The following is a 21,786-nucleotide window of genomic DNA, read 5'->3' as shown; positions in this document are numbered from 1 at the left end:
AATCCCTCCCTTTGCTTTTTAATATAGCAAAAGAAATATAGTGACCTCTAGCAAAAACTATCGTAAATTTTACTCGGTCTGTGTATCTGAATTATCACTTGAGCCAAACCAACTAGCGATTGTATCCATTAAATTAGTAAAGAAATTTTTCACACCATTCCAAAAACCTTCGTCTTGCACTAAATCACTTAATCCGCCAAACTTCTCTTCAATCGTTTTGCTTAAATCAGATAGTTGCTCAGACCATTGAGAAAAATCAATATTTAAATTACGAATTTGATCCATTAAATCGATTAATAGCTGGCGATCTTGCTCGCTTAAATTGATTTGTAGTTTCGTTAACTGTTCCTCAACAATGCGTTGTACCTCTTCTTTTGTTGCTGGTGCCTGCTCTGCAATTTCTTTTTTGATTTCTGTTAATAGATTCGCTACTTGTTCTTCTGTAATCCCTGAATTTTCCGCTAGTTCTGTCGCTACTGAAAGCTCTTCATTTGCCACATCCGTACGCTCAATATCTAGCGTCTCTCCTGTTTTTACTTCATATGCTTTATAAATGCCTACAAGTGCAGAGTGACCTGTTACAGCTTTTGGTGCTGCTACTTCAACGATCGCATCTTCAATACCTGCTGTTAGCATAGCACTTGCATACATTTCCGCTGTTACTTGTGTAATATTTTCCGGTGTAACGATACTAATGCCTAGTCCTTTGCCTTCTTCTTGACGTGTAATTTTGGCAGATGAATACATCCGTGAGCTCGCATTACTATTTTTAATGTATTTGACTAAATCTTCACCTGCTACCGTAATTTCATCGAATTCTGGTTCCTCTTCAACGCGGAGTGCCGTCTTCACCAATTCGCGCTCGGCCTCAGAAAGATTCGCACCATATACTACAATCGGTACACCTAATTTTTCATCAATCGGCTTTGGTGTTCCAGTCGAAGCCAATGCCTGTGTTGGTAGTATCATTGCTATAGCAACTACTAATACCATCCAAATCTTAACGTATTTGCGTTTCATGTCAGAAACCTCCCCTTTCAGATAATACATACGCTAAAAAAAGCAAAAGGTTTCAAAAAGAGCTTTTCTGCGCTTTCTACCTTTTGCCTTATTGCTAGACGATTTCTGTCCAGCCATCTTGTTGTTTAATTTTTCGTGCCTTCATTAAGGTGCCAAGCGCACGTTTAAACGCACCTTTACTCATATCAAACATGTCTTGAATTTCTTCCGGTGATGATTTATCACTAAATGGCATTTTACCGCCTACACTTTCTAAATACGCTAAAATTTTCTCTGCGTCTTCACTTAAGCGCTCATGCTTACGTGGCAGAAGCGAACCGTTTAATGAGCCATCCTCTTTTACATCAATAATACGAACCGCTACTTCTTGTCCTAAGCGTGGCTCTGCTTTCATTTCAGAATTATGAACAAAAATACGATAAGGTGCATCTACACCGAGTAGGAACGACCCTACAGGTAATAAGCGATAAGGACGCGCCATAATATTTTGATTATGCATCTTTTCAAACGCACCTTCGTACAGCTCATTCACTTTTTCTTCTGTAATTAAGCGACCAAATAAATCGCCGTTACGATCAACACGTAATGTCATATATAAATAATCGCCCGCTTGTGGCCATAACTCTTGTAATGCTGGTAAATCCTCCGCTTTTACGAGCACTTCACGTGATGTACCGATATCTGTGTATGCCCCTTCACGTGTTACTTTTAATACGCGCGCCCAGCCATATTCACCTTGACGAAGAGTCGGCAATGCTGCTGTTGCTTGTAATTCTCCACGACGATCTGTAAACAAAAATACGTCTATTTGATCACCGATTACTAAAGGCTCTGCTACCTCAGACTGATTAAGCGGAATCTCGCTATCACCATTTGTTAATAGATAACGTGACCCTTGCTCTTCTAAAACTGTTAATGAAACGATGTGACCTGATTTTAATTCGTTCATTTGTTCTTTCCTTTCATTACACATTATGCTGTGTTTTCATCTGTTCAAGTTTCTGCATAAATTCAGGCTGTTCTTCCATCAATTGTACTAAATCTGCAATACGATCGATTGAATTCCAACTCAAATGATGCTCAATTCCTTCAACATCCTCATATATACGTTCTTCATCAACCCCAATGAGGCGTAAAAATTGTTCTAATAGCTCATGACGTTGCACAAGCCTTTTCCCTAATTTTACTCCTTTAGGCGTTAATGTTAAGCCTCGATACTTTTCGTATACTAAATATCCGTCCTTATCTAATTTTTGGACCATTTTCGTAACTGAGGAAGGTAGAACAGATAATGCTTCCGCAATATCGGACACACGAGCGTACCCTTTATTTTCAATTAATAAATAAATTTGTTCGATGTGGTCCTCCATACTAGGTGTTGGCATATCTTGTCCCCTCTCTTTCCAAGTGCTAATTTAAGTTTACTACAATGTCACATAAAGTGAAACTTCAATCAGTGGCGGTTTGATGCATAGGATGCGCTAAGACAGGCGTTGTCACACCGATGTGACACTTTTATTCGGCCAATCGTCCTCGCTCATTGAGAAAGGAACACAAGTAGGTGACCTCTCACCTACACTCATCGCTTCTTTTCTTCCTTGAGTTGGAAATCTTGTACCTGTTGCTTCGCTTTTGGTACAGATAAATTAATGCCTGTTAATGCGGGATAAAAAGTGAGCTGAAAATAACAATGAGCCGAAGCTATTTATTCGGCTCACTTCTATAATGTGGATTGCTTCCTATGACATGAATCGCACGGATTATTTGTTTATTAATTTCCTCTAGATGTTCAGGTGTGTTCATTTCGCGAAACACTGTATCACGCCATTGTGAAGACGTTACATATCTTGGTGCTAATGCATTCAATGCAATGGCGGTTATATCAATTATACATTGTTCACAATGACAGAATGTCTGGTACTCATTTCCGTAAAGTAAAAATTTTACTAATCCTCGAACAATTTCCTCCGTAACATTTACTAGCATTAGTTGTTCCATATATTTCCTTCGCCTCATTTTTCTTCTGAATAAACACCCGTTCATTCCATCATATAACTATCAAATCAAGAACTCAACTAGCCGTATTTATTTAGATGAAAATTCACAAGGAAATATCGCTTTTTTGATATTATTGATTAAAATTTGATACTTTCATTAACCTTAAGGAATTTAAAATAACGAGTAATGTTGCCCCCATATCAGCAAAAATCGCAATCCATAATGTAAGCCATCCAGGGATCACAAGTAATAGAGCAATCGCTTTTAGTCCTAAAGCAAACACAATATTTTGTTTAATAATAGATAATGTTTTCTTACTTAATCGCATCATATACGGTAATTTTTCTAAATCATCACCCATTAATACAATATCTGCTGTTTCGAGTGCTGCATCTGTTCCGGCACCGCCCATGGCAATACCAATTGAGGCGGTTGCGAGTGCAGGTGCATCGTTTACCCCATCACCAATCATTGCAACGGAACCATATTGTTGTTGCAATTGCTTCATGGCATTTAGCTTCTGTACTGGTAGCAATGATGAACGAACATCCTCAAGATCTAACTCCTGTGCGATAGCATTCGCTGTAAGTTCAGCATCTCCTGTTAACATAACCGTTTTCACTTGTTGTTTATTCAGTGATTTTATCACATTTTTGCTTTCTGCACGTACTTGATCTGCAATCGCTAAAATACCTAAAAATTGCGTATTTGATGCCGCTGCAATAACCGACTTTCCTTCACGTGCAAACTGTGTTGCCTGTTTCTTGATATCAGCATTAATAGGTATCATCTCTTCAATCCATTTGAGGCTGCCTACATAGATTTTTTCGCCTTCAACTGTTGCATAAGCCCCTTTCCCCGTCACCGAATGAAATGCAACTGGCTCTGAACAGCTCATGTGTTTTTCATGTACTTTATTTAGTACCGCTCGTGCAAGTGGATGTTGTGATTTTTCTTCAACCGCACCGATCTTACGCAATAACGTTTCTTCCGTTACAGATGCTGCCGGCACAACTGCGACCACTTCTGGCGTTCCTTTCGTTAAAGTGCCTGTTTTATCGAAAGCAATGGCTTGAATTTTCGCCAGCTCTTCTAAATAAACACCACCTTTAATAAGCACACCTTTCTTCGCTGCATGACCAATAGCTGTTACAATCGCAACCGGTGTTGAAATGACAAGTGCACAAGGACACCCTACCACAAGCGCTGCAAGCCCTTGGTAAATCCAGTATGACCATTCCCCTGTAAACAGTGGTGGTACAACTGCGACAAGCAAAGCAATGAGCATAATCAAGGGCGTGTAATATTTAGCGAATTTATCGACAAACTTTTGTGATGGCGCCTTTTCAGCTTGCGCTTCTTCGACAAGGTGCACAATTTTTGCGATAGTTGTATCCGCTACAAGCTTCGTCACTTTCACTTCTAATGCGCCTTCTTCATTTAAAGTACCCGCAAAGACATCTGCGCCTTCTTCTTTTTGCACGGGGATAGATTCCCCCGTAATCGCAGCTTGATTCACCGTTGAGGAACCGCTAATTACAACGCCATCCATCGCAATTTTTTGACCCGGCTTGACAATCATCACATCGCCAACAACGATCTCATCTGTTGGCATTTCCACCTCATGATAATGGCTACCATGTGCGCGTTTAATGAGTGCAACAGCAGGTGCAATTTCCATCAATGTTTCAATTGATTGACGCGCTTTATTCATCGAATAAGCTTCAAGTGCTTCACTCACCGCGAACAGAAATACAACGATGGCCGCTTCTTGCCACTCACCAATAATTGCTGCACCAATAATCGCAATCGTCATTAATGTTTTCATATCAAACTCTAAGCGTAGTAAATTACGGAACCCTATTTTAAAAATATTGATACCACCGACTATAATCGCGATAAAGTAAAGCGTGTTCGACGTGACATTCCCTTCACCTAAAGACAAGCTAAACGCTAAACCTATTAAGACAAAAAACAACGAAATAATGGCTAATACATTTTCTTTACGCTTGTAAAACGGAATTACTTCTTTTTTCCGTTCATCTGCTTTTGTTACTTTAATACCATCAAATGCCCCAGCAGCCTCTAACTGCTCAACCGTCACTTCTCCGACGACTGTTAGCTTTGCCGCGCCAAAGTTCAACTGGCAATCTTGTACAGTAGGAATGCCGCGTATATTTTTTTCGAATTTTGCTGCACAGCTTGCACATGATAAGTTTTGTAATCTATATTGTTGCTTCTCCTCCACCGTCATCTTCCTCCTCTATGGAATGCTCATACGCAATCGTTACAATTTGATACACATGATCATCTGCCAATGAATAATAAATCATCTTACCGTCACGATACGATTTGGCTAAACCATGTTCTTTTAAATAGCGCAAATGATGTGATGCCGTCGCAACAGAAGAACCGATAATCTCTGCCACATCACATACACAAAGGGCGTTTTCTAGCGTTAATGCATACGCAATTTTTAGTCTCGTTTCATCCGATAATGCTTTTAAAAATTGTGCTACTTTTGAGAGGTCCGGTATTTGTGGCTTAATACGTCCCACCACATCACCATGTACCTCTGTTACTTCACATACTTCTTTTGACAATTCCTTCACCTCATTCAAATAGTCGTTTGATTGTTCTTATTATATGCAACTTCTATAAAACATTCAAATATTTATTTGAATATTTAAAATAACATGGATATAACCCGTGATGTATACACCATTTAACGAATAAAAATGGAGGAAAAGCTGTGTTTTCAGCTCTTCCTCCACTTTCTACTTCTGCTATTGTGCCTTTAAAATGAGCTCATAGGCTTCATCATACTTGCCTACAATACTTGTTGTATGGTAATTTCCGTTCGCCCAATCATCTACTTGATTATGATACCAGGCAGATTGCTTATGGCCGCTTTGACCAGGACCAACGATATGCTCTGCCTGTGATAAATCGCTCAAATCGACTACAAATCGCCATGATGCCCCGTGATCCACCTCACCATTCGCTCTGTTCGCTGCTGCTTGCACCGTTGTCCGTGATCCACCAATTGGTTGTGGCTTCGGGTTTAAATACCAAGCAATGAGTTCATGTGCCGACGCAATGGAATGATTAAACGTCAACTGATGGTAATCACCCCATGCCCATTTCTTATAATCACTACCATATAAATCATTTAATTCTTCTAGTGTTCTTTCAAATGAACCAAAAACAAGCGCCTGTAGACCACCAGCTTGTTGCACCCAAATCCCTTCGTTATCCGCATATGCATCACGCAGTAGATTATCCATAATTTGATATTTCCCTGGCATCATTCTATACACATCTGTAGGCATTGCATCTATAAATAACGTCTCTTTTATTTCTTCCATCATAAAGTTAAAAATGAGTGCTACATTTGAATCAATGGCCTCATCATAATTCCAAGCTTCCAGTGTGGCAATAATGTCTGTATATTTCCCTTCTGTATCTGCAACCTTTAAAGTTTCAATGAAATACGGTAAAAATTCTGCTGCATATAAATTAACGGTATCCATTTGGATATCCTTCATATCCTGTACACTTAATCGACCCTTCGATTCTAACAGCTCCACAATTCGTTCATAACGATATGGCTGTGCCCAAAAATCTGTAATGTAATACGGATATTCTTCTCCAATAATTTCATTATTAGCTGTCGCAATATAGCCTACTTCCGGATTCATCACGGTTGGCAGTTCATCATACGGCACATAGCCTTTCCAGCCATATTGAGAAGAATCACCCGGAACCGGTAGCTTGCCGTTTCCAATTTTGCGAATTGGTACGTTCCCATTTGCTCGATAAGCGATTGTACCAGACGTATCGGCAAATACAAAGTTTTGGGCAGGCGCCATAAAATCACGGAGCGCTACATCAAAATCCCCCCAATTTTTTGCTTTATTAAAGCCTAATACAGCTTGCAACTCACGGGTCGGCTCAAGTGCTGTCCATTGCATAGAAAACACAGCACTTGCTGGCTCCTCCGCAAACACAAGGTCTGAAATAATGGGACCATGTTTTGTGACAATCACTTCAAAATCAACTGTTTCGCCACCCTTTACTTGAATTGGTTCATCGCGTACTTCCGCTGCGTAGTACTCACCATCATATAAAAATTCATACGGATTATCTGGATTTGGCTTTTCGATATATAAATCCTGTACTTGTGGATTCACATTCGTTACGCCCCAAGCTACTTCTTCGTTATGCCCTAAAATAATCCCCGGAATCCCTGCAAAGATAACGCCACTAACATTTTGTGCTGGTGACTTTAAATGCATTTGATACCAAATAGAAGGCGTACCTAATCCTAAATGCGGATCGTCTGCTAACAGCGGGGCACCTGTTTCTGATTTTTCTGCTGATACAACCCAGTTATTACTACCGTTAAATTCATTCGGGATCGCATCGATATGAAATGCCCCTGCTACTTGTACTTCACTTGCTACATTTGCCTCGATAATCGAGCGTGCCTCCTTGGGGTAATCGACAATGAGTTCAGCTACTTGCTCTTCTGATAAATGATTTAATGTCCAATGACGAAACGCAAGTAGACTCCAGTTCCCTCCAAGATCATAAGCCATATACTTACCGATTGTCAGTGAATCAAGTGGTGTCCATGGCTCTGGTTCGTACCCTAACAACTTAAACTCATATGAAAAGCGCTCTTCTTCCATAAAGGCATTAACGCCTTCTGCAAACCATTCTAAAACTTGCTTCGCTTCGGCATCATAACCATCCCATGATTTTTCAGCTGCATCACGAAGACTAAATGTACGGAAAAATTTATCGGTTTCAATCGCTGCTTCTCCGACTACTTCTGCTAAACGACCACTTGCTTGCCTACGTGCTAAATCCATTTGAAATAATCGATCTTGTGCTTGCACATACCCTTGCGCACGGTAAAGGTCTGCATCCGACCGTGCCTCAATATGCGGCACTCCGGCTTCATCACGTACCACAGTCACATCTTCATCTAATATAGACACGGTCAACTCACCATCGATAATCGGTTTCGAACTACCAATGTAAAAATTAAATGCAATGAGGGCAATAACGGTTAAACTAGCAACAATACCCATCCCCCATAGTACAATACGTAAAAACTTATTTTTCACATCTTCCCCCCCCCCCTTATTCATCGTATTTCTACAAAAAAAGAAGAATACCTCTGTAAAACGGCATTCTCCTTTTTCATTCGATTCATCGAGCAATAAAGAATGATTTTTTATAATCGTTCTATTTTAAATAGCCAAACTCTCTACTTCAAGCTCAATTGGACAATGATCACTACCTCGTATGTGATCATGAATATCTGCCTTTGTTAATTGCGGGACAAGACGATTCGATACAATAAAATAATCAATACGCCACCCGATATTTCGTTCACGCACTTTTGCCATATAGCTCCACCATGTGTAAATGTCCGTGCGATCCGGATAAAAATGACGGAATGAATCAGTAAAACCTGCTGCTAGTAAATCCGTCATTTTCCCACGCTCTTCAATCGTAACACCAGAATTCCCTTGGTTTGCCTTCGCATTTTTTAAATCAATATCTTGGAATGCGACGTTTAAATCGCCACAATAAATCACAGGCTTCTTCGCATCCAGTTGTTTTAAATAAATTGCTAGCTTATCTTCCCATTCTAGGCGAAACGGAAGACGGGCTAAATCACGCTGTGCATTCGGTGTATAGACGTTGACTACATAAAAGTCGCCATATTCAAGTGTAATAATACGCCCCTCTGCTTCTGTCTCCTCATCACCAACGCCATACGATACGCTTAAGGGCTCATATTTTGTAAAAATGGCTGTTCCCGAATAACCTTTTTTCTGTGCATAATTCCAATACTGATAATAGCCCACTAACTGTAAATCTACTTGTCCGGCTTGGCATTTCGTTTCTTGAATACAGAAAAAGTCGGCATCTATTTGATCAAAATAATCTAAAAAACCTTTTTTAATACAAGCACGGATGCCATTTACATTCCATGATACAAATTTCATTACTTTTTCTCCTTTAGAAAGATAGTATCTTTTTTATATACCTATACGCTAAAAAAGCCCGCCACATAAAGTAGCAGGGCTATTAATTAATCTTCTCCGACAATTTTTACTTCTAGTTCTAAATCAACATTGAACTTTTCTTTGACAACCCGTTGCACCATATGAATCGTTTCAATATAATCCGTTGCCGTTGCATTATTTTTATTAATGATGAAGCCAGCATGTTTTGTGGACACTTCTGCTCCACCAACACCTTTACCTTGTAATTGGCTATCCTGAATAAGCTTCCCTGCAAAGTAACCTGGTGGGCGTTTAAATACACTTCCCGCCGATGGATATTCGAGAGGTTGCTTTGACTCACGTTGGAATGTTAAATCTGCAATTTTGGCATCAATTGCCTCCTGATCCCCTTTTGCTAAATGAAATTTCGCATTTAGCACATAATAGCCTTTTTTCGCAATAACACTTTTACGGTATGCTAATTCTAATTCATCTTTAGATAATACGATTCGTTCGCCTGTTGGCGTTAATACTGTACAATCTACAATGACGTCTTTAATTTCGCCGCCATATGCCCCTGCATTCATTGCCATGGCACCACCAATTGAACCTGGAATACCACAAGCAAATTCAAAGCCAGTTAACGCCTGTGCCGCAGCAAGCTTGGATACTTCTTTGATTAATGCACCTGATTGTGCAATCACCATTTCACCATCAATATTGATACGGTCAAGTTTAGCAAAATGGATGACAATGCCCCTTACACCGCCATCACGTACAACCATGTTTGAACCGTTGCCTAGCATCAGCAACGGCACATTATTTTCATATGCATATTTGACGATATTCGCAGCTTCTTCCTCTGTCTCTGGCATAACAAACACATCTGCATTGCCACCCAGTTTTGTCATTGTATATTGCTTTAGCGACTCATTACATTTAATATTTTCCGGATTCACCATTTGAGCTAAATCCGATACCCATTTTTCAATTGTCATGTAAGCCATTCCCTTTCCTTACGTCCATTTTTGTGCCCAATTTTCAATTTCGCGAATAGCGCCTTCTAAAAAACGCCCTTTCTCCGTTAAAGAATACTCCACTCGGATCGGCACTTCTGAATATACTTTACGTTCGACAATTTCCTCTTTTTCTAACTCTTTTAAACGTTCCGAAAGCAATCGCCCACTAATTGGTAAAGCAGCCTCAATCGCATTAAAACGTTGCGGTCCACCTAATAATTGATAAATAATTAACGCTGTCCAACGCTTTCCAATGAGTTCCATCGCCTTAGCGAGTCGTGGACATAATGCTGTTTCTTTCATTTAAGGTCACCTCTACCTCGTTTATTTTAACGATATTTTATGTGAAAGTAAATTTTCATTTACACGTATATACAGTAGTTTACCATTTTAAATTTACTTATTAAAAGTAATTATCCACACATGTTAAATGGCATACATATATAGGTCCAACAATGCTATTTTATGTATAATTATTGAGTAATTTTCACATTTAATTTATCATTTATTACAAAAACATGTAAGGGAGGGTTCTTTATGGCACATTTTACTGTTGATATGGCACATTCAGAAATCGGTTTTTCTGTTCGTCATATGAAAATTTCAAAAGTAAAAGGTACATTCGGCTCATATACAGCTAAAATCGAAGCACCGACTATTCAGGATCTTAATGCAAGTACAATCGACATCGAAATTGATGTAGCAAGTATTTCTACACGCGACTTAGCACGTGATCAACATTTAATTTCAGCAGACTTTTTTGATGCTGACCGATTCCCCAAAATCTATTTCACAAAAACAGATCTTATCCCTAGCGATGAAGAATTATACACGCTAACAGGGGATTTGACTATTAAAAATGTAACAAAAAGTGTTACATTTGATGTTCTCTATAAAGGGAAAAAACAGACAGAATGGAATACGGAAACCCATTCATTTACTTGTTCCACAGTCATTAACCGAAAAGATTTCGGTCTTACATACAATGCGTTAATAGAAGCAAACGGTACGATTATTGATGAAAATATTCAAATTACAGTTTCAGTTACATTAAATGGATATTAAAGAGTGACTTCCAACTAATAACAAGAGAACTGAAAAACGGTCAAAGAAGCATACTTTATACAAAAGTTTGGTTTCAATAACTATTCGCACGATTTACTAAATCATTGGTGGACATCCCCTTCAGTATTAATTTTTACTCTATTGCAAACAAAAGACTTCCTTATTCTGAACGAATAGGAAGTCTTTTAACTATAACTATTTTCTAATTACGCCGTTACTGTTGCTAATTTTTGTGCTACTGCTTTTACGTTTTCTAAACCAGCTGCGATGATGTTTTCTGCTTCTGCTGGGTTGGCATTGTGACCTTCGATAATTACCTCGTCCACTTTTTGCATGCCGAATACACCGCCGATAACAGTGTTAATGTAAGTTGCAGCCATTTCCATTGGTGCCGTTTCTGGTGTTGAGTAAATGCCACCACGTGCTGATAATACAATATATTTTTTGTCTGTCATTAAGCTGACTAAGTTGCCATTTTCATCATATTTAAATGAATAACCTGCACCGTAAGTATAGTCAATGAATGATTGTAATGCTGCTGGAATTGTTAAGTTCCATAATGGGAATGCAAATACTACTACATCTGCAGCTGATAATACTTCACGTGATTTGTTCAATGCTGCTAAAGAAGAGTTTTGGATGTCGCTTAATGCTTCACCAGCTTGTACTTTACCGAAAGCATTGAATAACTCTTGTCCGAAGTACGGTAAGTTTTCTTCAAATACATCAAATGTTGAAAGGTTAACCCCTTCTACTTTTGCTGCTTCTGCAACAAATGTTTCATACATTTTTGTTGATACACCATCTGGGCGGTTGTTTGCTTTCACTACTAATACGTTTGTCATTTATTTGAATCTCCTTATCATCACGGTTTTTTATCTCGAATTCGAGATACTCTTTTATAATAATAGAGCAACTTACTTTTTTCAAGTTAGTTACTCTACTACTTTAGACCGAATTTATATGTCACATTGTCCATCTGAACAAACAGGTCCGTTTTCACCTACCATTTGAATGGATTTTTTTAAGCCTGCTTCTGATGCTGCTTGTTCAATGGTTTGTTCAAATAACGGTTGTGGCTGCGCACCTGAAATCCCGTATTTGTTGTTTACAACAAAGAATGGCACGCCGCGCACACCGATTTGCTGTGCCTCATAAATATCTTGTTCAACCGCTTCTTCATATTGATTACTCGTTAACACTCGCTCTACCGCGTCCATCTCAAGACCAACTTCTTTCGCTAACTGCTTTAGCACATCATGGCGTCCAATTGCCTCACCCTCTAAAAAGTAAGCTTTCATAAGACGCTCATTATATGCCTCCTCTTTCCCTTGCACGATGGCTAATTTTGCTAAACGATGTGCAGCTGTCGTATTGGCTGTTTTCATCTCAGCAAAATTATAATCTAGTCCTACTTCTTTTGCGCGAGCAGCTACATTTGCTGTCATATTTTTCGCTTCTTTTTCAGACAAATTGTATTTACGAGCTAGCGCTATATAAATAGACTCTTCTGCGTCAATCGGTGTCGTTGGATCTAAAAGAAAGCTTTTATATTCCACTTCAATTTGACCCTCGTATCCTGATTGCTTAATCGCCTTTTCCAGTTGCCTTTTGCCAATATAACAAAATGGGCATACGTAATCTGACCACACTTCAATTTTCATGCTAGCGTCCCCCTTCATTATCCATTGTAACGATGATATGTAAGCTCTTACAATCGATAAGTCTTATGAATATTGTCATTCGATCTTTCCAATACTGGATGTAAAAACGAGAGAGGGCGAGAACAATCGAAAAGTCTGTTTGGTTACATGAGCAAACATTGATGACAACAACTCCTTTAGAAGAGGATAGCCAATGCACAGTCTGTATTGTGGGAGGGGGCTTAACGGGAATATATAGCGCCTATTTATTGGCGAAGGCAGGTGTAGATGTTTTATTAATCGAAGCAAAGGAAAATATTGGATTAGGGACGACCGCATACTCTACAGGAAAACTAACCATTCAGCATAGTAACAAATATGCTGGATTCAAATTAGAAGAAGCAAAGTTATATTATCAGGCCAATCAACAGGCAATCGCCTCTTTTAAGAAACAATTTCCAAGCTCCTTATTTCAATCAGCTACTTCATTCGTTTATACAACGACAGAAGATGGCAAAAAACAATTACAGCAGGAGTATAACCGTTACGAACAAATTGGAATTGAAGCCTTTGCTACAACTGAAACAGAGTTACCAATCTCGGTCACATTAGCACTTGGTATTAAAAATGAAACACAAATTCACCCTGTCGAAGTGCTTACTTTTTTAGCAAAGGAAGCGCAGCAAGCAGGCGCTCGGATTTATACATCTTCAAGAGCTACAACGATTACAGAACAATTTATCGAACTTGAAAATGGGGTGCACATTACATTTGAGCAACTGCTTATTTGTTCACATTACCCGATTACCTCCTTACAGCGCCTATATACTTCAAAATTGGCGATTAATCGCTCTTATTTGACCGCTATACCTGTACATGAGGTACTGGAAGGACAATATGTTAGCATTGATACACCTGCTCGGACAATTCGTACCGCTTCTATTCATAACACATTGTATTTAATTTATGGTGGCAGTAATCACCTTGCTGGTACGAAAACAGAAACAGCTATTTACTATGACACGTTTGAAAAAGAACTACAAACGACGTTCCATTTGACCGGACTCCCAACATTTTATTGGAGTGCACAGGACGTACAAACGCCCGATAAAATTCCATATGTAGGACCTCTTGAGTTGGACTCCCCCATTTATATTGCAACAGGTTATGATAAATGGGGATTATCGAATTCACTTGTGGCAGGAGAAATACTAACTAGCTATATTCAGCATCAAGATCATATAGCAAAAGCCTTGTACGCCCCAACTCGCCATATGACATTGCAAGCATGGCAACAGACCTTTAAAACTGCTGGATTTATCGGGGTAGAGCTTTTGAATGGTCATTTAGCTCGAATGGATGCACCCAAATGTACACATTTAGGTTGTCGGACACGTTGGAATGAAGGGGATCGAACATGGGATTGTCCTTGTCATGGTTCACGCTTCGACGAGCAGGGCAATGTCATCGAAGGACCGGCTGTTTACCCTTTAAAATTGAAAAAGAACCATCTAGATTAGAGGGACACAAAAAGAGGATGCTTAAAGCACCCTCTTTTCAAATTATTTCAGGTTCTCCGTTAATACCGGAACGATTTGTTTTTTACGAGATACAACACCTGGTAGAGCAATGCGACCGTTAATGATTTCTGCACCAAATGCTTTGGCAGCAGCTTCTGCCACTTGCCCAACCGCTACAGCCGTTGAATCATTATTTAAAATATCTGTTACAACAAAGAAGAATAAATCTAAGCCATTGTCCGCTACGTTTTTATTTAGTAAGTTTACTAACTCTTCTTGGCGACCTAACACATCTTCAATATCGACTGCATTAACTTGCGCTACAACTGATTTGTATTCGCCAAACTCGAAGCCTTTTGCATCTAATGATAATAAATCTTCTAAAGATTTATCTGACAGGTCCGCACCTGCTTTTAACATAGCTAGACCGTAATCAGCAGCATCTACCCCTGCAATTTCCGCTAATTCTTTCCCCGCTTGCACATCTTGTTCTGTACAAGTTGGCGACTTGAATAAAAGTGTATCTGAAACGATAGCAGAAAGCATTAAACCTGCAATATTTGCTGGAATTTCCACACTGTTTTCTTTAAAGATTTTGTTTAAAATTGTCGCTGTACAGCCAACTGGCTCTGCACGGAAGTAAAGTGGATCAGCTGTTTGGAAATTAGCAATACGGTGGTGATCGATTACTTCTGTAATTTGAACTTCCTCAATGCCATCAGCAGATTGTTGGAATTCGTTATGGTCAACCAAAATGACTTTTGCTGCCTCTTCTTTTACATTGCCAATTAAGCGTGGCGCTTCAAAACCGAATTTTTCCAATGCAAATTTTGTCTCATTATTCACTTCACCTAGACGTACCGCCTCTGCATCTACACCTAATTGTTGTTTTAAATATGCATATACAATGGCTGATGTAATTGTATCTGTATCTGGATTTTTGTGTCCAAACACTACTACTTTGCTCATTTCATTTCCTCCTAAATTGTTCAACTTACTTATATTTACCGAATACATTTTATCACATCTCAATGCGTGATTAAAAATAGAACTTTCTATTTCGCGGCTCTTCGCCTTAATTTCGACAAAAAACAACAATCTCTTCTTTATATTTTTTATTATCCTATAGTATTTTATTATGATAAAATGTTAGAATACGAAGGTGCTTACTTAAATTTATTAAAAATATATTATTTATGACAAAATTATATAATTTTCACCTTAGAGAAACGAGGAATATTATGACGAAGAAAATGGATAAAAAATACATTCCATTAGCTGAGTTCTTCCAAAATTCTACTCAATCTGAAATGACCCTTACATATGAAGCAATCGAAAACATCATGGGTCAAGGCCTACCAAATGCGGCATACTTAAATTTGAGTTGGTGGAAGAAAACGAAGCCGCCGCTAACACATTATTTAGCTTGGGTAAATGCGGAATATAATGTAATTGACGTGAAATTAGGACGTTCTGTCACTTTCTCACGCCTCCAGAAAAATAATAATGGGAACACAGAAGATGGAACAAATAATCAAACATATATTATTCGTACCATCGAAACAGATGATGCCCGCGCATTCATCAACCTGCAAGAAATGATTTTTAGTGAATGCGATTTCGAATATTTTAATGCGAATGAACAAAATTTAACCGTTCAAAAATTACGTAAAGCAATGATGGAATGGCGCAAAGTAAAAACGAGCACGATTTTACTTTGTATCGTAAATGGCGAATTTGCAGGATACACACTCATTAACGGGAACATCTCGGCACGTACAAAGCATGTGGCTTCGCTACGCATTGGTGTTGCACAAGCATTCCAACGTACTGGTATTGGCTCAGCCTTGCTAACACAAGCAGAAAGATGGGCAAAAGAGCATGAAATTCAACGTTTAGAAGTACAAATTCTAGCACATAACGAACATGCACGATCATTATTTGAAAAACACGGTTATATTTGTGTATATTTGTGAGGAATCTTGCAAAAAAGAAGTCTATGTGGGATAACTTAGGATATATGAGGAAACGTAGAGAAGACGCGGGATTGAGTAATTTTTATTCTGGGACAAAAAATTTAATAGTTTGCAAAAAAATGAGGAAATCACGGAATTTAACGTAAAAGTTAGATCCTTGATTTCCTCTTTATTTTGTCTTGCAGAGACTTGCAAATGTTGATAGGAAGACTTGCAAGGACTTTCATAGCTACAATTCATGTAGGAAAGATTTCAATGGGACAATGGGACAAAATAAAGTTTCCAATGAGACATGTCCCATTGAAGCTAAACCTATATAAATCAAGGTATAAAATTAGCTATAAAAAATTCAATGGGACATCTTGCACGATTTATTGCAAAAAAGTTCTCTTTAGAGATATAGCTTCACATAAATAATATTTTATGAAGTTATATTAAACGAAAAAATAAAAATGATAAAAAAGTTTATCATTTTGAATAAAAAATTAAGCCGTTTCAGTTGTTGCGGCCTCTTCTCCATTCCCTGATGTAGATGATTGGTGTTTTCTATTGGCTGCATCGGACAGCAGCACTTCTATTCGTTCTTCTATTCTACCCTTTTGTCTATCATTCAATGATAATAATTTTTTTATTAGTTCAAGATCATCAGCAGTGAGGGTGTTGTTTTGCACTAATATTTGTGTGTTTGCTGGTTTGTTTTCCTCACCTGTCAATATCCAATCTGAAGTTACATTGAAAAAACTAGATAGAGCTATCAATGCATCTGCTCCAGGTTTAGATCTTCCTGCTTCCCATTCTCCTACATTACCAGATGAAACACCAATTTGCTTTGCTAACTTGGCCTGACTAATAGATTCCTTATCTCTTAAAAATCGAATTCTTGAACCAATGTTTTCCATAATAAATACCTCCGCTCAAATATTTGTGTAAAAATAGAGTTTTAAGATTGACCTCACACTAATATTAGTGTAAATTATGGTTAGATAAACAAATTCATCAAATTGAGTTTATCACACACTAGTACCGTTTTTGGTACTAATATTCACTATTCTTCATATGCACATTGACAATTTAATAGAAGGGAATGATTGTATGCATCCACTTATGAAGGAACAGAACGATGGTGTACAGCTAGTTGCGCAACGCTTTTTAAAGGATCTTAAGTTAGATGAGGAAGCTGGGCTTGTTATCTCAGCAGCTCATAAAGAGGCTGCCAACAAATTTGCGGATTGGTTAGAAGTAGAGTACCAGCGACTGGAGGATGAGCTTGAACGTTTAGTTCTGGAGTATACAGCTAAGATTCAGGCAACGGGTCAGATGTTACGACTAGCAGGCCGTGAAATTGGCAAGCAGGAGTCTTTAGAAATCTGGGATGTGCAAAGGAGGGTGGAAGATGGGAATAGGGAAGGCGCAAGCTGAACCACGAGTATTCACATGGTTTTTTCCGGAAGTGCTGAGACTAGACCAATTTAAAACAGTAGAGGAAGCAACTCATTATTTGAATAAGAGATATATCGAACTGGTCAATCGGAACTTGGGCGTAGGAGATTATAACGGAACACCAAAAGAACTAATGCTGTACCAGCTTATGAATAGTCTTCATGTAGAATATCAACATTTAATGCAATTGCTCCAAGAGGATGAAAGAGGTGAGTGCGATGAAAAAACGACAACTAACACCTACGGGCAAGAAAATTGTGAAACGCTTGGTGGACATGGACAGAACACAAGTGTGGCTTTGTAATGAAGTGGGGCTAAGCAAAACATACCTTAATTTCATTTTACACGGCGAACGCAGTGGCAAAAAGTATTTATCAAAAATCTACGATGTATTAAATCTAGACGACGAGCAGCAAACAGCATAATAGCCCATCAAAGGGTAGCGGTGAATGGACTAGAAATAAGCCGTGCTAAATTTAAAGGATACGAGGAGATGGAATAATGAAATTAAACATTCGTGTAGAAAATGCTGAAGAGCTTCTTCTGTTACTAAATAGAGCGAATACTCTATCGTGTGAACTTGAAGAAACCCTTCAAAAAATAAACAATTTGAATTTTGTTTCTGAACCTGTAGCTCAATCTCCTGATTTTTTATATACAGCTGAAGGATCCGTTACAGATGACATACTGAAACAAATTACTTTGAAATTACAGATAGCGCTGAAAAAGTTATCTTAGGACACTCAAATTCACCGTCAACGCTTACAACAAATGAGTAAGTTTGGCTTTTTTCATCATACTCAATTGAATGAATTTTACGAACGGTATGACCTAAACCATTGGGATTCTCTGGCGTGGAATCAGAGAATTTATGATTGAGAATAGCCTTTGATAGAATGGTGCACTGTTTATCATATTCGGATTGATCCTGTGAAGTAGGTAGCAAATGTGCTAAGCCATAGTGAATTACAGGTGTATTGTCCGTCAATAGTACTTTAATAAATTTTTGGATAAATGCATCTAAACCTATAACTTTTTCTGATTCGAATTTTTTATTGACAAAATCGAATTTATAGTCGGGTTTATATGCATGTGCTTCTACTCTATCAAATAAGATTTCGGAAATTTTCTCTTTATTTTCCCATTTCATAGTAATCACCTCCTGTTGTCATAATTCGACAGTGAATGAGGAATATCCTTCCAGAAAGGAGGCGCACAAAGTGAGTGCATTATTAACGTTAAAAGAAGTTGCAGAGCTTGAATCAACAAGCTACGAAGCCCTTAGAAAAAAAGCGCAACGAAATCAATTAGAAGTAGTTAAAGTACCTGTTCCATCGAGAAAAGGCTTTGAATATATGATGTCTATTAGTGAACTTACTGAAAAGGCTAAAGCAAGATATTATGCAAGTTTGCAACAAGAAGTTATGCAGCCAGTCTTTGAAGAATCTGAAACACCTGAAAAATACGAGCAAGATATAGATAATCTTACTGGTAAGCAGCGAGATGAAATTGCTTTTTGGAAAAAGGCTATTAACTCATGGCGTAGCTACATCTCAGATTTTCCGAAACAAAAAACGGAAAAGACGAAAGAGTTCATTAAAATCTTTAATTCTATGAATCCTGAACAAGCTATTTCAGAGCGGACGCTGCGTAATAAATACAAGCTCTATAAAGAGCATGGAGATATAGCGCTGGCAGACCATCGCAAAAATCGTAAGGATCGCGGTACAACCACAATTAATGAAACATTGCAAAATATATTTACTCAGTGGTGGCTAGACGAAAACCAACCAACCACAGCGTACATCTACAAACTAGTAGAAGCCTGGGCAGAGTTAGAAATGCCGCAGCTACTACCCATCCCAAGCTACGATTCATTTTACAGGCTGACAAAGAATATCCCGCTTTCTGTAGTGAAATATTTCCGTGAAGGTGAAAAAGTCTTTACGGATGAATGCGCGGTCTATATTAAGCGCATGTATGACGATTTAGATAGCAACGATATTTGGTCTTCTGATTATCACACACTGGATATGTTCGTGCGTGATGATGTAACAAACAAGGTATTTCGTCCGCATGTAGTCGTATGGATTGATGTTCGTTCTAGAAAGATCCTTTCCATGACATTATGTGAATCGAGTAATAGTGATGGTGTCATTATTGCTTTCAAGAAGGCAGTAAAAGCTTTTGGTATACCGCGCGAGGTTTACTTAGATAATGGGCGTGAATTTTTAGTACGTGATTTTGGTGGGCGTGGTAAGCGTAAAAGTAACGCTAAAGCAGATTACGGTACAACGATGCTAGAACGTTTAGATATTCGTATGACAAATGCTCGTGTACGAAATGGACGAGCAAAAGTTATTGAGCGTTCCTTTAAGCAATTCTCTGAAGAGTTCTCACGCTTGTATATGACGTATACAGGTGGGCGACCTGACCGACGACCAGAGCGTCACGGAGAGGTGATGAAGGATGAAGAAAGTATCCCGTTACGCTCAGAAGTGGAAGCCGCGCTTTGGACTTATATTGAGGGCTGGCATAACTGCCGTGAATCACAGGCAGAGGGCTTATATGGTAAGACACCGAATGAGTGCTACGCAGCCAACTTAGTGAAGAAACGTACTGCTACAGCCGAGGAACTAGATGCCATTATGCTTCGTACAAGTCGGTTACAAACAGTCAATCGAAATGGTGTTTATCTTAAATTTGGTGAACGTAAGGTTTGGTTCTACGATACGGATCTTGTCTACAACTATCTTGGTCACAAGGTGTATGTATGCTACGACAGTGAGGATTTAAGCCGCGTCATTATTCGAGATGAGCAGGAACGTCGCATTGGCTATGCAACGATGCTTGAGGTCGGTGGTTACAACAAAGAGATGGATAAGGAAGCGATTAAAAAGGTGAAGAGCCTAGAGAACAAGCAACGCCAATTAGTTAAAGAATATAAGGCAGAGCGTGAGATTGAAGCACCAGATGCACTGGACGTATTGCTACGTAAAGCACAGCAAAATATTGACAGTAGCACGCATGAGTATGATGCAAAAATTATTGAAGCATTTACGTCAAAGCATAATGAGATGCCAGTAGCCGTTGGAGGCGAAAGTACCGTTCTTGATTTTGACAAAATGACAGAAAATGCGAAAAAACGGAGGGGAATTACATGAATATTCAAGAGCAGGCAAAGCAATATATCGAGCAAAACAATTTAACACAGGTCCATTTCGGTAAGCTAGTAGGTGTTGGTGAGAGTACGATTTCACGCTGGTTCAAGGGGACATATCCTTCTCCCGAAAAAATCAACGCAAAGGTGCAGGAGTTTCTTGAGAAAGAGGCCGTTCGTGAAACGATTACTGAAACGAAGGATATCCAGTTTGTTATGACAGCTATTTCTAAGCAGATTTGGGGAGCGCTTGAATACGGTCGAATCCAGCGTACTATCAGCGTTGTATATGGAGATGCGGGGATTGGTAAGACGCGAACAATGCGTGAATGGGCGGCAGACAAGACGGATGTGATTATCGTTACAGCGAACCCAGCAGTAAAGTCACCGAAAGGCTTTTTCAAGTACTTAGCAAGACAATTGAAGACAACAACGCGCGGCTCTATTGACGATATCGTGATGGACATTATGGACAAGCTGATGCTGTCCGATAGAACGGTTGTTATCGATGAAGCACAGCACCTAGTCCGTGAAACGCTAGAGCTAGTGCGCAGCATTAACGATGCTACTGGCACAGCAGTTGTCCTCATGGGAAATGAAATCATCTATAACAAAATGCTTGGAAAGCAGCAGGCAGAATTTGCCCAGCTCTTCACACGCATCGGTATGAGAAAGCATCTATTGACGGATTACTTTGTGGAGAACGATGTGAAAGCGATCTTCGGAGTGAATGATCCAACCGTTACGGAGTATTTATTAGGCATGTGCCGCAGCAAGTTTAGCCTGCGAGGAGCCATTCATGTATTCGTTAACGCGCAGAACAACGAAGATACGTCCGAAAAAGGATTAAAGGCAATGTCTAAAGCGATGGGGATCGTGGTTTAGACATTGCCTAATAGACAAAAATATTCTACTGGAA

Annotated in this window: 23 protein-coding genes; 8 read left to right on the top strand and 15 right to left on the bottom strand. The window is 38.9% G+C overall.

The window, feature by feature from the left end; all coding sequences use genetic code 11:
- Positions 1 to 69: 69 nt before the first annotated feature.
- The 10 genes from AC3II9_RS09410 to AC3II9_RS09365 form a co-directional block, all read right to left on the bottom strand.
- Positions 70 to 1,020 carry a DUF1002 domain-containing protein gene (locus tag AC3II9_RS09410; protein WP_489155122.1) on the bottom strand — a complete coding sequence of 317 codons (951 nt, stop codon included), beginning with the start codon at positions 1,018 to 1,020 and terminating at the stop codon, positions 70 to 72.
- A 94-nt stretch (positions 1,021 to 1,114) separates the two neighbouring features.
- Complete coding sequence (locus tag AC3II9_RS09405; protein ID WP_489155120.1) at positions 1,115 to 1,969, bottom strand: CvfB family protein; 855 nt, start codon at positions 1,967 to 1,969, stop codon at positions 1,115 to 1,117.
- 16 nt (positions 1,970 to 1,985) lie between these two features.
- Entirely contained in the window at positions 1,986 to 2,405 is a 420-nt protein-coding gene (mntR, locus tag AC3II9_RS09400; RefSeq protein ID WP_489155118.1) for a transcriptional regulator MntR, read from the bottom strand.
- A 316-nt stretch (positions 2,406 to 2,721) separates the two neighbouring features.
- Positions 2,722 to 3,018: a late competence development ComFB family protein gene (locus AC3II9_RS09395; protein WP_489155117.1), complete on the bottom strand. Its 297-nt coding sequence runs from the start codon at positions 3,016 to 3,018 to the stop codon at positions 2,722 to 2,724.
- A 130-nt stretch (positions 3,019 to 3,148) separates the two neighbouring features.
- Positions 3,149 to 5,272 (bottom strand): heavy metal translocating P-type ATPase, encoded by a 2,124-nt coding sequence (locus tag AC3II9_RS09390; RefSeq protein ID WP_489155115.1) that lies wholly within the window; start codon positions 5,270 to 5,272, stop codon positions 3,149 to 3,151.
- Positions 5,244 to 5,621, bottom strand: coding sequence for an ArsR/SmtB family transcription factor (locus AC3II9_RS09385; RefSeq protein ID WP_489155113.1), 378 nt, complete (start codon positions 5,619 to 5,621; stop codon positions 5,244 to 5,246). Before AC3II9_RS09385 ends, AC3II9_RS09390 begins: the two co-directional genes overlap by 29 nt.
- Before the next feature lie 183 nt (positions 5,622 to 5,804).
- On the bottom strand, positions 5,805 to 8,117 hold the full coding sequence (locus AC3II9_RS09380; protein WP_489155163.1) for a penicillin acylase family protein: 2,313 nt from the start codon (positions 8,115 to 8,117) through the stop codon (positions 5,805 to 5,807).
- A gap of 162 nt (positions 8,118 to 8,279) precedes the next feature.
- Positions 8,280 to 9,044 (bottom strand): exodeoxyribonuclease III, encoded by a 765-nt coding sequence (locus tag AC3II9_RS09375; RefSeq protein WP_489155111.1) that lies wholly within the window; start codon positions 9,042 to 9,044, stop codon positions 8,280 to 8,282.
- 86 nt (positions 9,045 to 9,130) lie between these two features.
- A complete protein-coding gene (gene murB / locus AC3II9_RS09370) occupies positions 9,131 to 10,042 on the bottom strand; it encodes a UDP-N-acetylmuramate dehydrogenase (protein ID WP_489155110.1) in 912 nt (303 codons plus the stop codon).
- A gap of 18 nt (positions 10,043 to 10,060) precedes the next feature.
- Positions 10,061 to 10,366, bottom strand: coding sequence for a winged helix-turn-helix transcriptional regulator (locus tag AC3II9_RS09365; RefSeq protein WP_391374116.1), 306 nt, complete (start codon positions 10,364 to 10,366; stop codon positions 10,061 to 10,063).
- Positions 10,367 to 10,600: 234 nt separating this feature from the next.
- Here AC3II9_RS09365 and AC3II9_RS09360 point away from each other — a divergent pair, with 234 nt between their 5' ends.
- Positions 10,601 to 11,128, top strand: a complete 528-nt coding sequence (locus tag AC3II9_RS09360) for a YceI family protein (RefSeq protein ID WP_489155108.1) — start codon at positions 10,601 to 10,603, stop codon at positions 11,126 to 11,128.
- Between the two features lie 206 nt (positions 11,129 to 11,334).
- On the opposite strand, the gene AC3II9_RS09355 is transcribed toward AC3II9_RS09360, so the two are convergent.
- Both AC3II9_RS09355 and AC3II9_RS09350 read right to left on the bottom strand, forming a co-directional pair.
- Positions 11,335 to 11,973: an FMN-dependent NADH-azoreductase gene (locus AC3II9_RS09355; protein WP_489155106.1), complete on the bottom strand. Its 639-nt coding sequence runs from the start codon at positions 11,971 to 11,973 to the stop codon at positions 11,335 to 11,337.
- A 114-nt stretch (positions 11,974 to 12,087) separates the two neighbouring features.
- Entirely contained in the window at positions 12,088 to 12,792 is a 705-nt protein-coding gene (locus tag AC3II9_RS09350) for a DsbA family oxidoreductase (RefSeq protein WP_489155104.1), read from the bottom strand.
- 161 nt (positions 12,793 to 12,953) lie between these two features.
- On the opposite strand from AC3II9_RS09350, the gene AC3II9_RS09345 reads away from it, so the two are divergent.
- Positions 12,954 to 14,291: an FAD-dependent oxidoreductase gene (locus AC3II9_RS09345; RefSeq protein ID WP_489155102.1), complete on the top strand. Its 1,338-nt coding sequence runs from the start codon at positions 12,954 to 12,956 to the stop codon at positions 14,289 to 14,291.
- 42 nt (positions 14,292 to 14,333) lie between these two features.
- On the opposite strand, the gene AC3II9_RS09340 is transcribed toward AC3II9_RS09345, so the two are convergent.
- Positions 14,334 to 15,260: a manganese-dependent inorganic pyrophosphatase gene (locus AC3II9_RS09340; RefSeq protein WP_489155101.1), complete on the bottom strand. Its 927-nt coding sequence runs from the start codon at positions 15,258 to 15,260 to the stop codon at positions 14,334 to 14,336.
- Positions 15,261 to 15,532: 272 nt separating this feature from the next.
- Between AC3II9_RS09340 and AC3II9_RS09335 the strand changes: the two genes are divergently transcribed.
- Positions 15,533 to 16,267 (top strand): GNAT family N-acetyltransferase, encoded by a 735-nt coding sequence (locus AC3II9_RS09335; RefSeq protein ID WP_489155099.1) that lies wholly within the window; start codon positions 15,533 to 15,535, stop codon positions 16,265 to 16,267.
- A 485-nt stretch (positions 16,268 to 16,752) separates the two neighbouring features.
- On the opposite strand, the gene AC3II9_RS09330 is transcribed toward AC3II9_RS09335, so the two are convergent.
- Positions 16,753 to 17,166, bottom strand: a complete 414-nt coding sequence (locus AC3II9_RS09330) for a helix-turn-helix domain-containing protein (protein ID WP_489155097.1) — start codon at positions 17,164 to 17,166, stop codon at positions 16,753 to 16,755.
- Between the two features lie 193 nt (positions 17,167 to 17,359).
- Here AC3II9_RS09330 and AC3II9_RS09325 point away from each other — a divergent pair, with 193 nt between their 5' ends.
- From AC3II9_RS09325 to AC3II9_RS09315, 3 genes are all read left to right on the top strand, one after another.
- Positions 17,360 to 17,686, top strand: coding sequence for a hypothetical protein (locus tag AC3II9_RS09325; protein WP_489155095.1), 327 nt, complete (start codon positions 17,360 to 17,362; stop codon positions 17,684 to 17,686).
- On the top strand, positions 17,661 to 18,011 hold the full coding sequence (locus AC3II9_RS09320) for a hypothetical protein (protein ID WP_489155094.1): 351 nt from the start codon (positions 17,661 to 17,663) through the stop codon (positions 18,009 to 18,011). The genes AC3II9_RS09325 and AC3II9_RS09320 overlap by 26 nt, the downstream gene beginning before the upstream one ends.
- 197 nt (positions 18,012 to 18,208) lie before the next feature.
- Positions 18,209 to 18,445 carry a hypothetical protein gene (locus tag AC3II9_RS09315; RefSeq protein WP_489155092.1) on the top strand — a complete coding sequence of 79 codons (237 nt, stop codon included), beginning with the start codon at positions 18,209 to 18,211 and terminating at the stop codon, positions 18,443 to 18,445.
- On the opposite strand, the gene AC3II9_RS09310 is transcribed toward AC3II9_RS09315, so the two are convergent.
- Entirely contained in the window at positions 18,405 to 18,857 is a 453-nt protein-coding gene (locus AC3II9_RS09310) for a hypothetical protein (RefSeq protein WP_489155090.1), read from the bottom strand. The genes AC3II9_RS09315 and AC3II9_RS09310 overlap by 41 nt on opposite strands.
- A 70-nt stretch (positions 18,858 to 18,927) precedes the next feature.
- Between AC3II9_RS09310 and AC3II9_RS09305 the strand changes: the two genes are divergently transcribed.
- Together AC3II9_RS09305 and AC3II9_RS09300 are read left to right on the top strand one after the other, a co-directional pair.
- Positions 18,928 to 20,871, top strand: a complete 1,944-nt coding sequence (locus AC3II9_RS09305) for a transposase (protein ID WP_489155088.1) — start codon at positions 18,928 to 18,930, stop codon at positions 20,869 to 20,871.
- Positions 20,868 to 21,752, top strand: a complete 885-nt coding sequence (locus AC3II9_RS09300; protein ID WP_489155086.1) for an AAA family ATPase — start codon at positions 20,868 to 20,870, stop codon at positions 21,750 to 21,752. Before AC3II9_RS09305 ends, AC3II9_RS09300 begins: the two co-directional genes overlap by 4 nt.
- Positions 21,753 to 21,786: the final 34 nt, after the last annotated feature.

This window comes from Lysinibacillus sp. RU7 (assembly GCF_057837305.1).
Note: the sequence above shows the minus strand (reverse complement) of the source record. Positions and strands in the feature narration are given on the sequence as shown.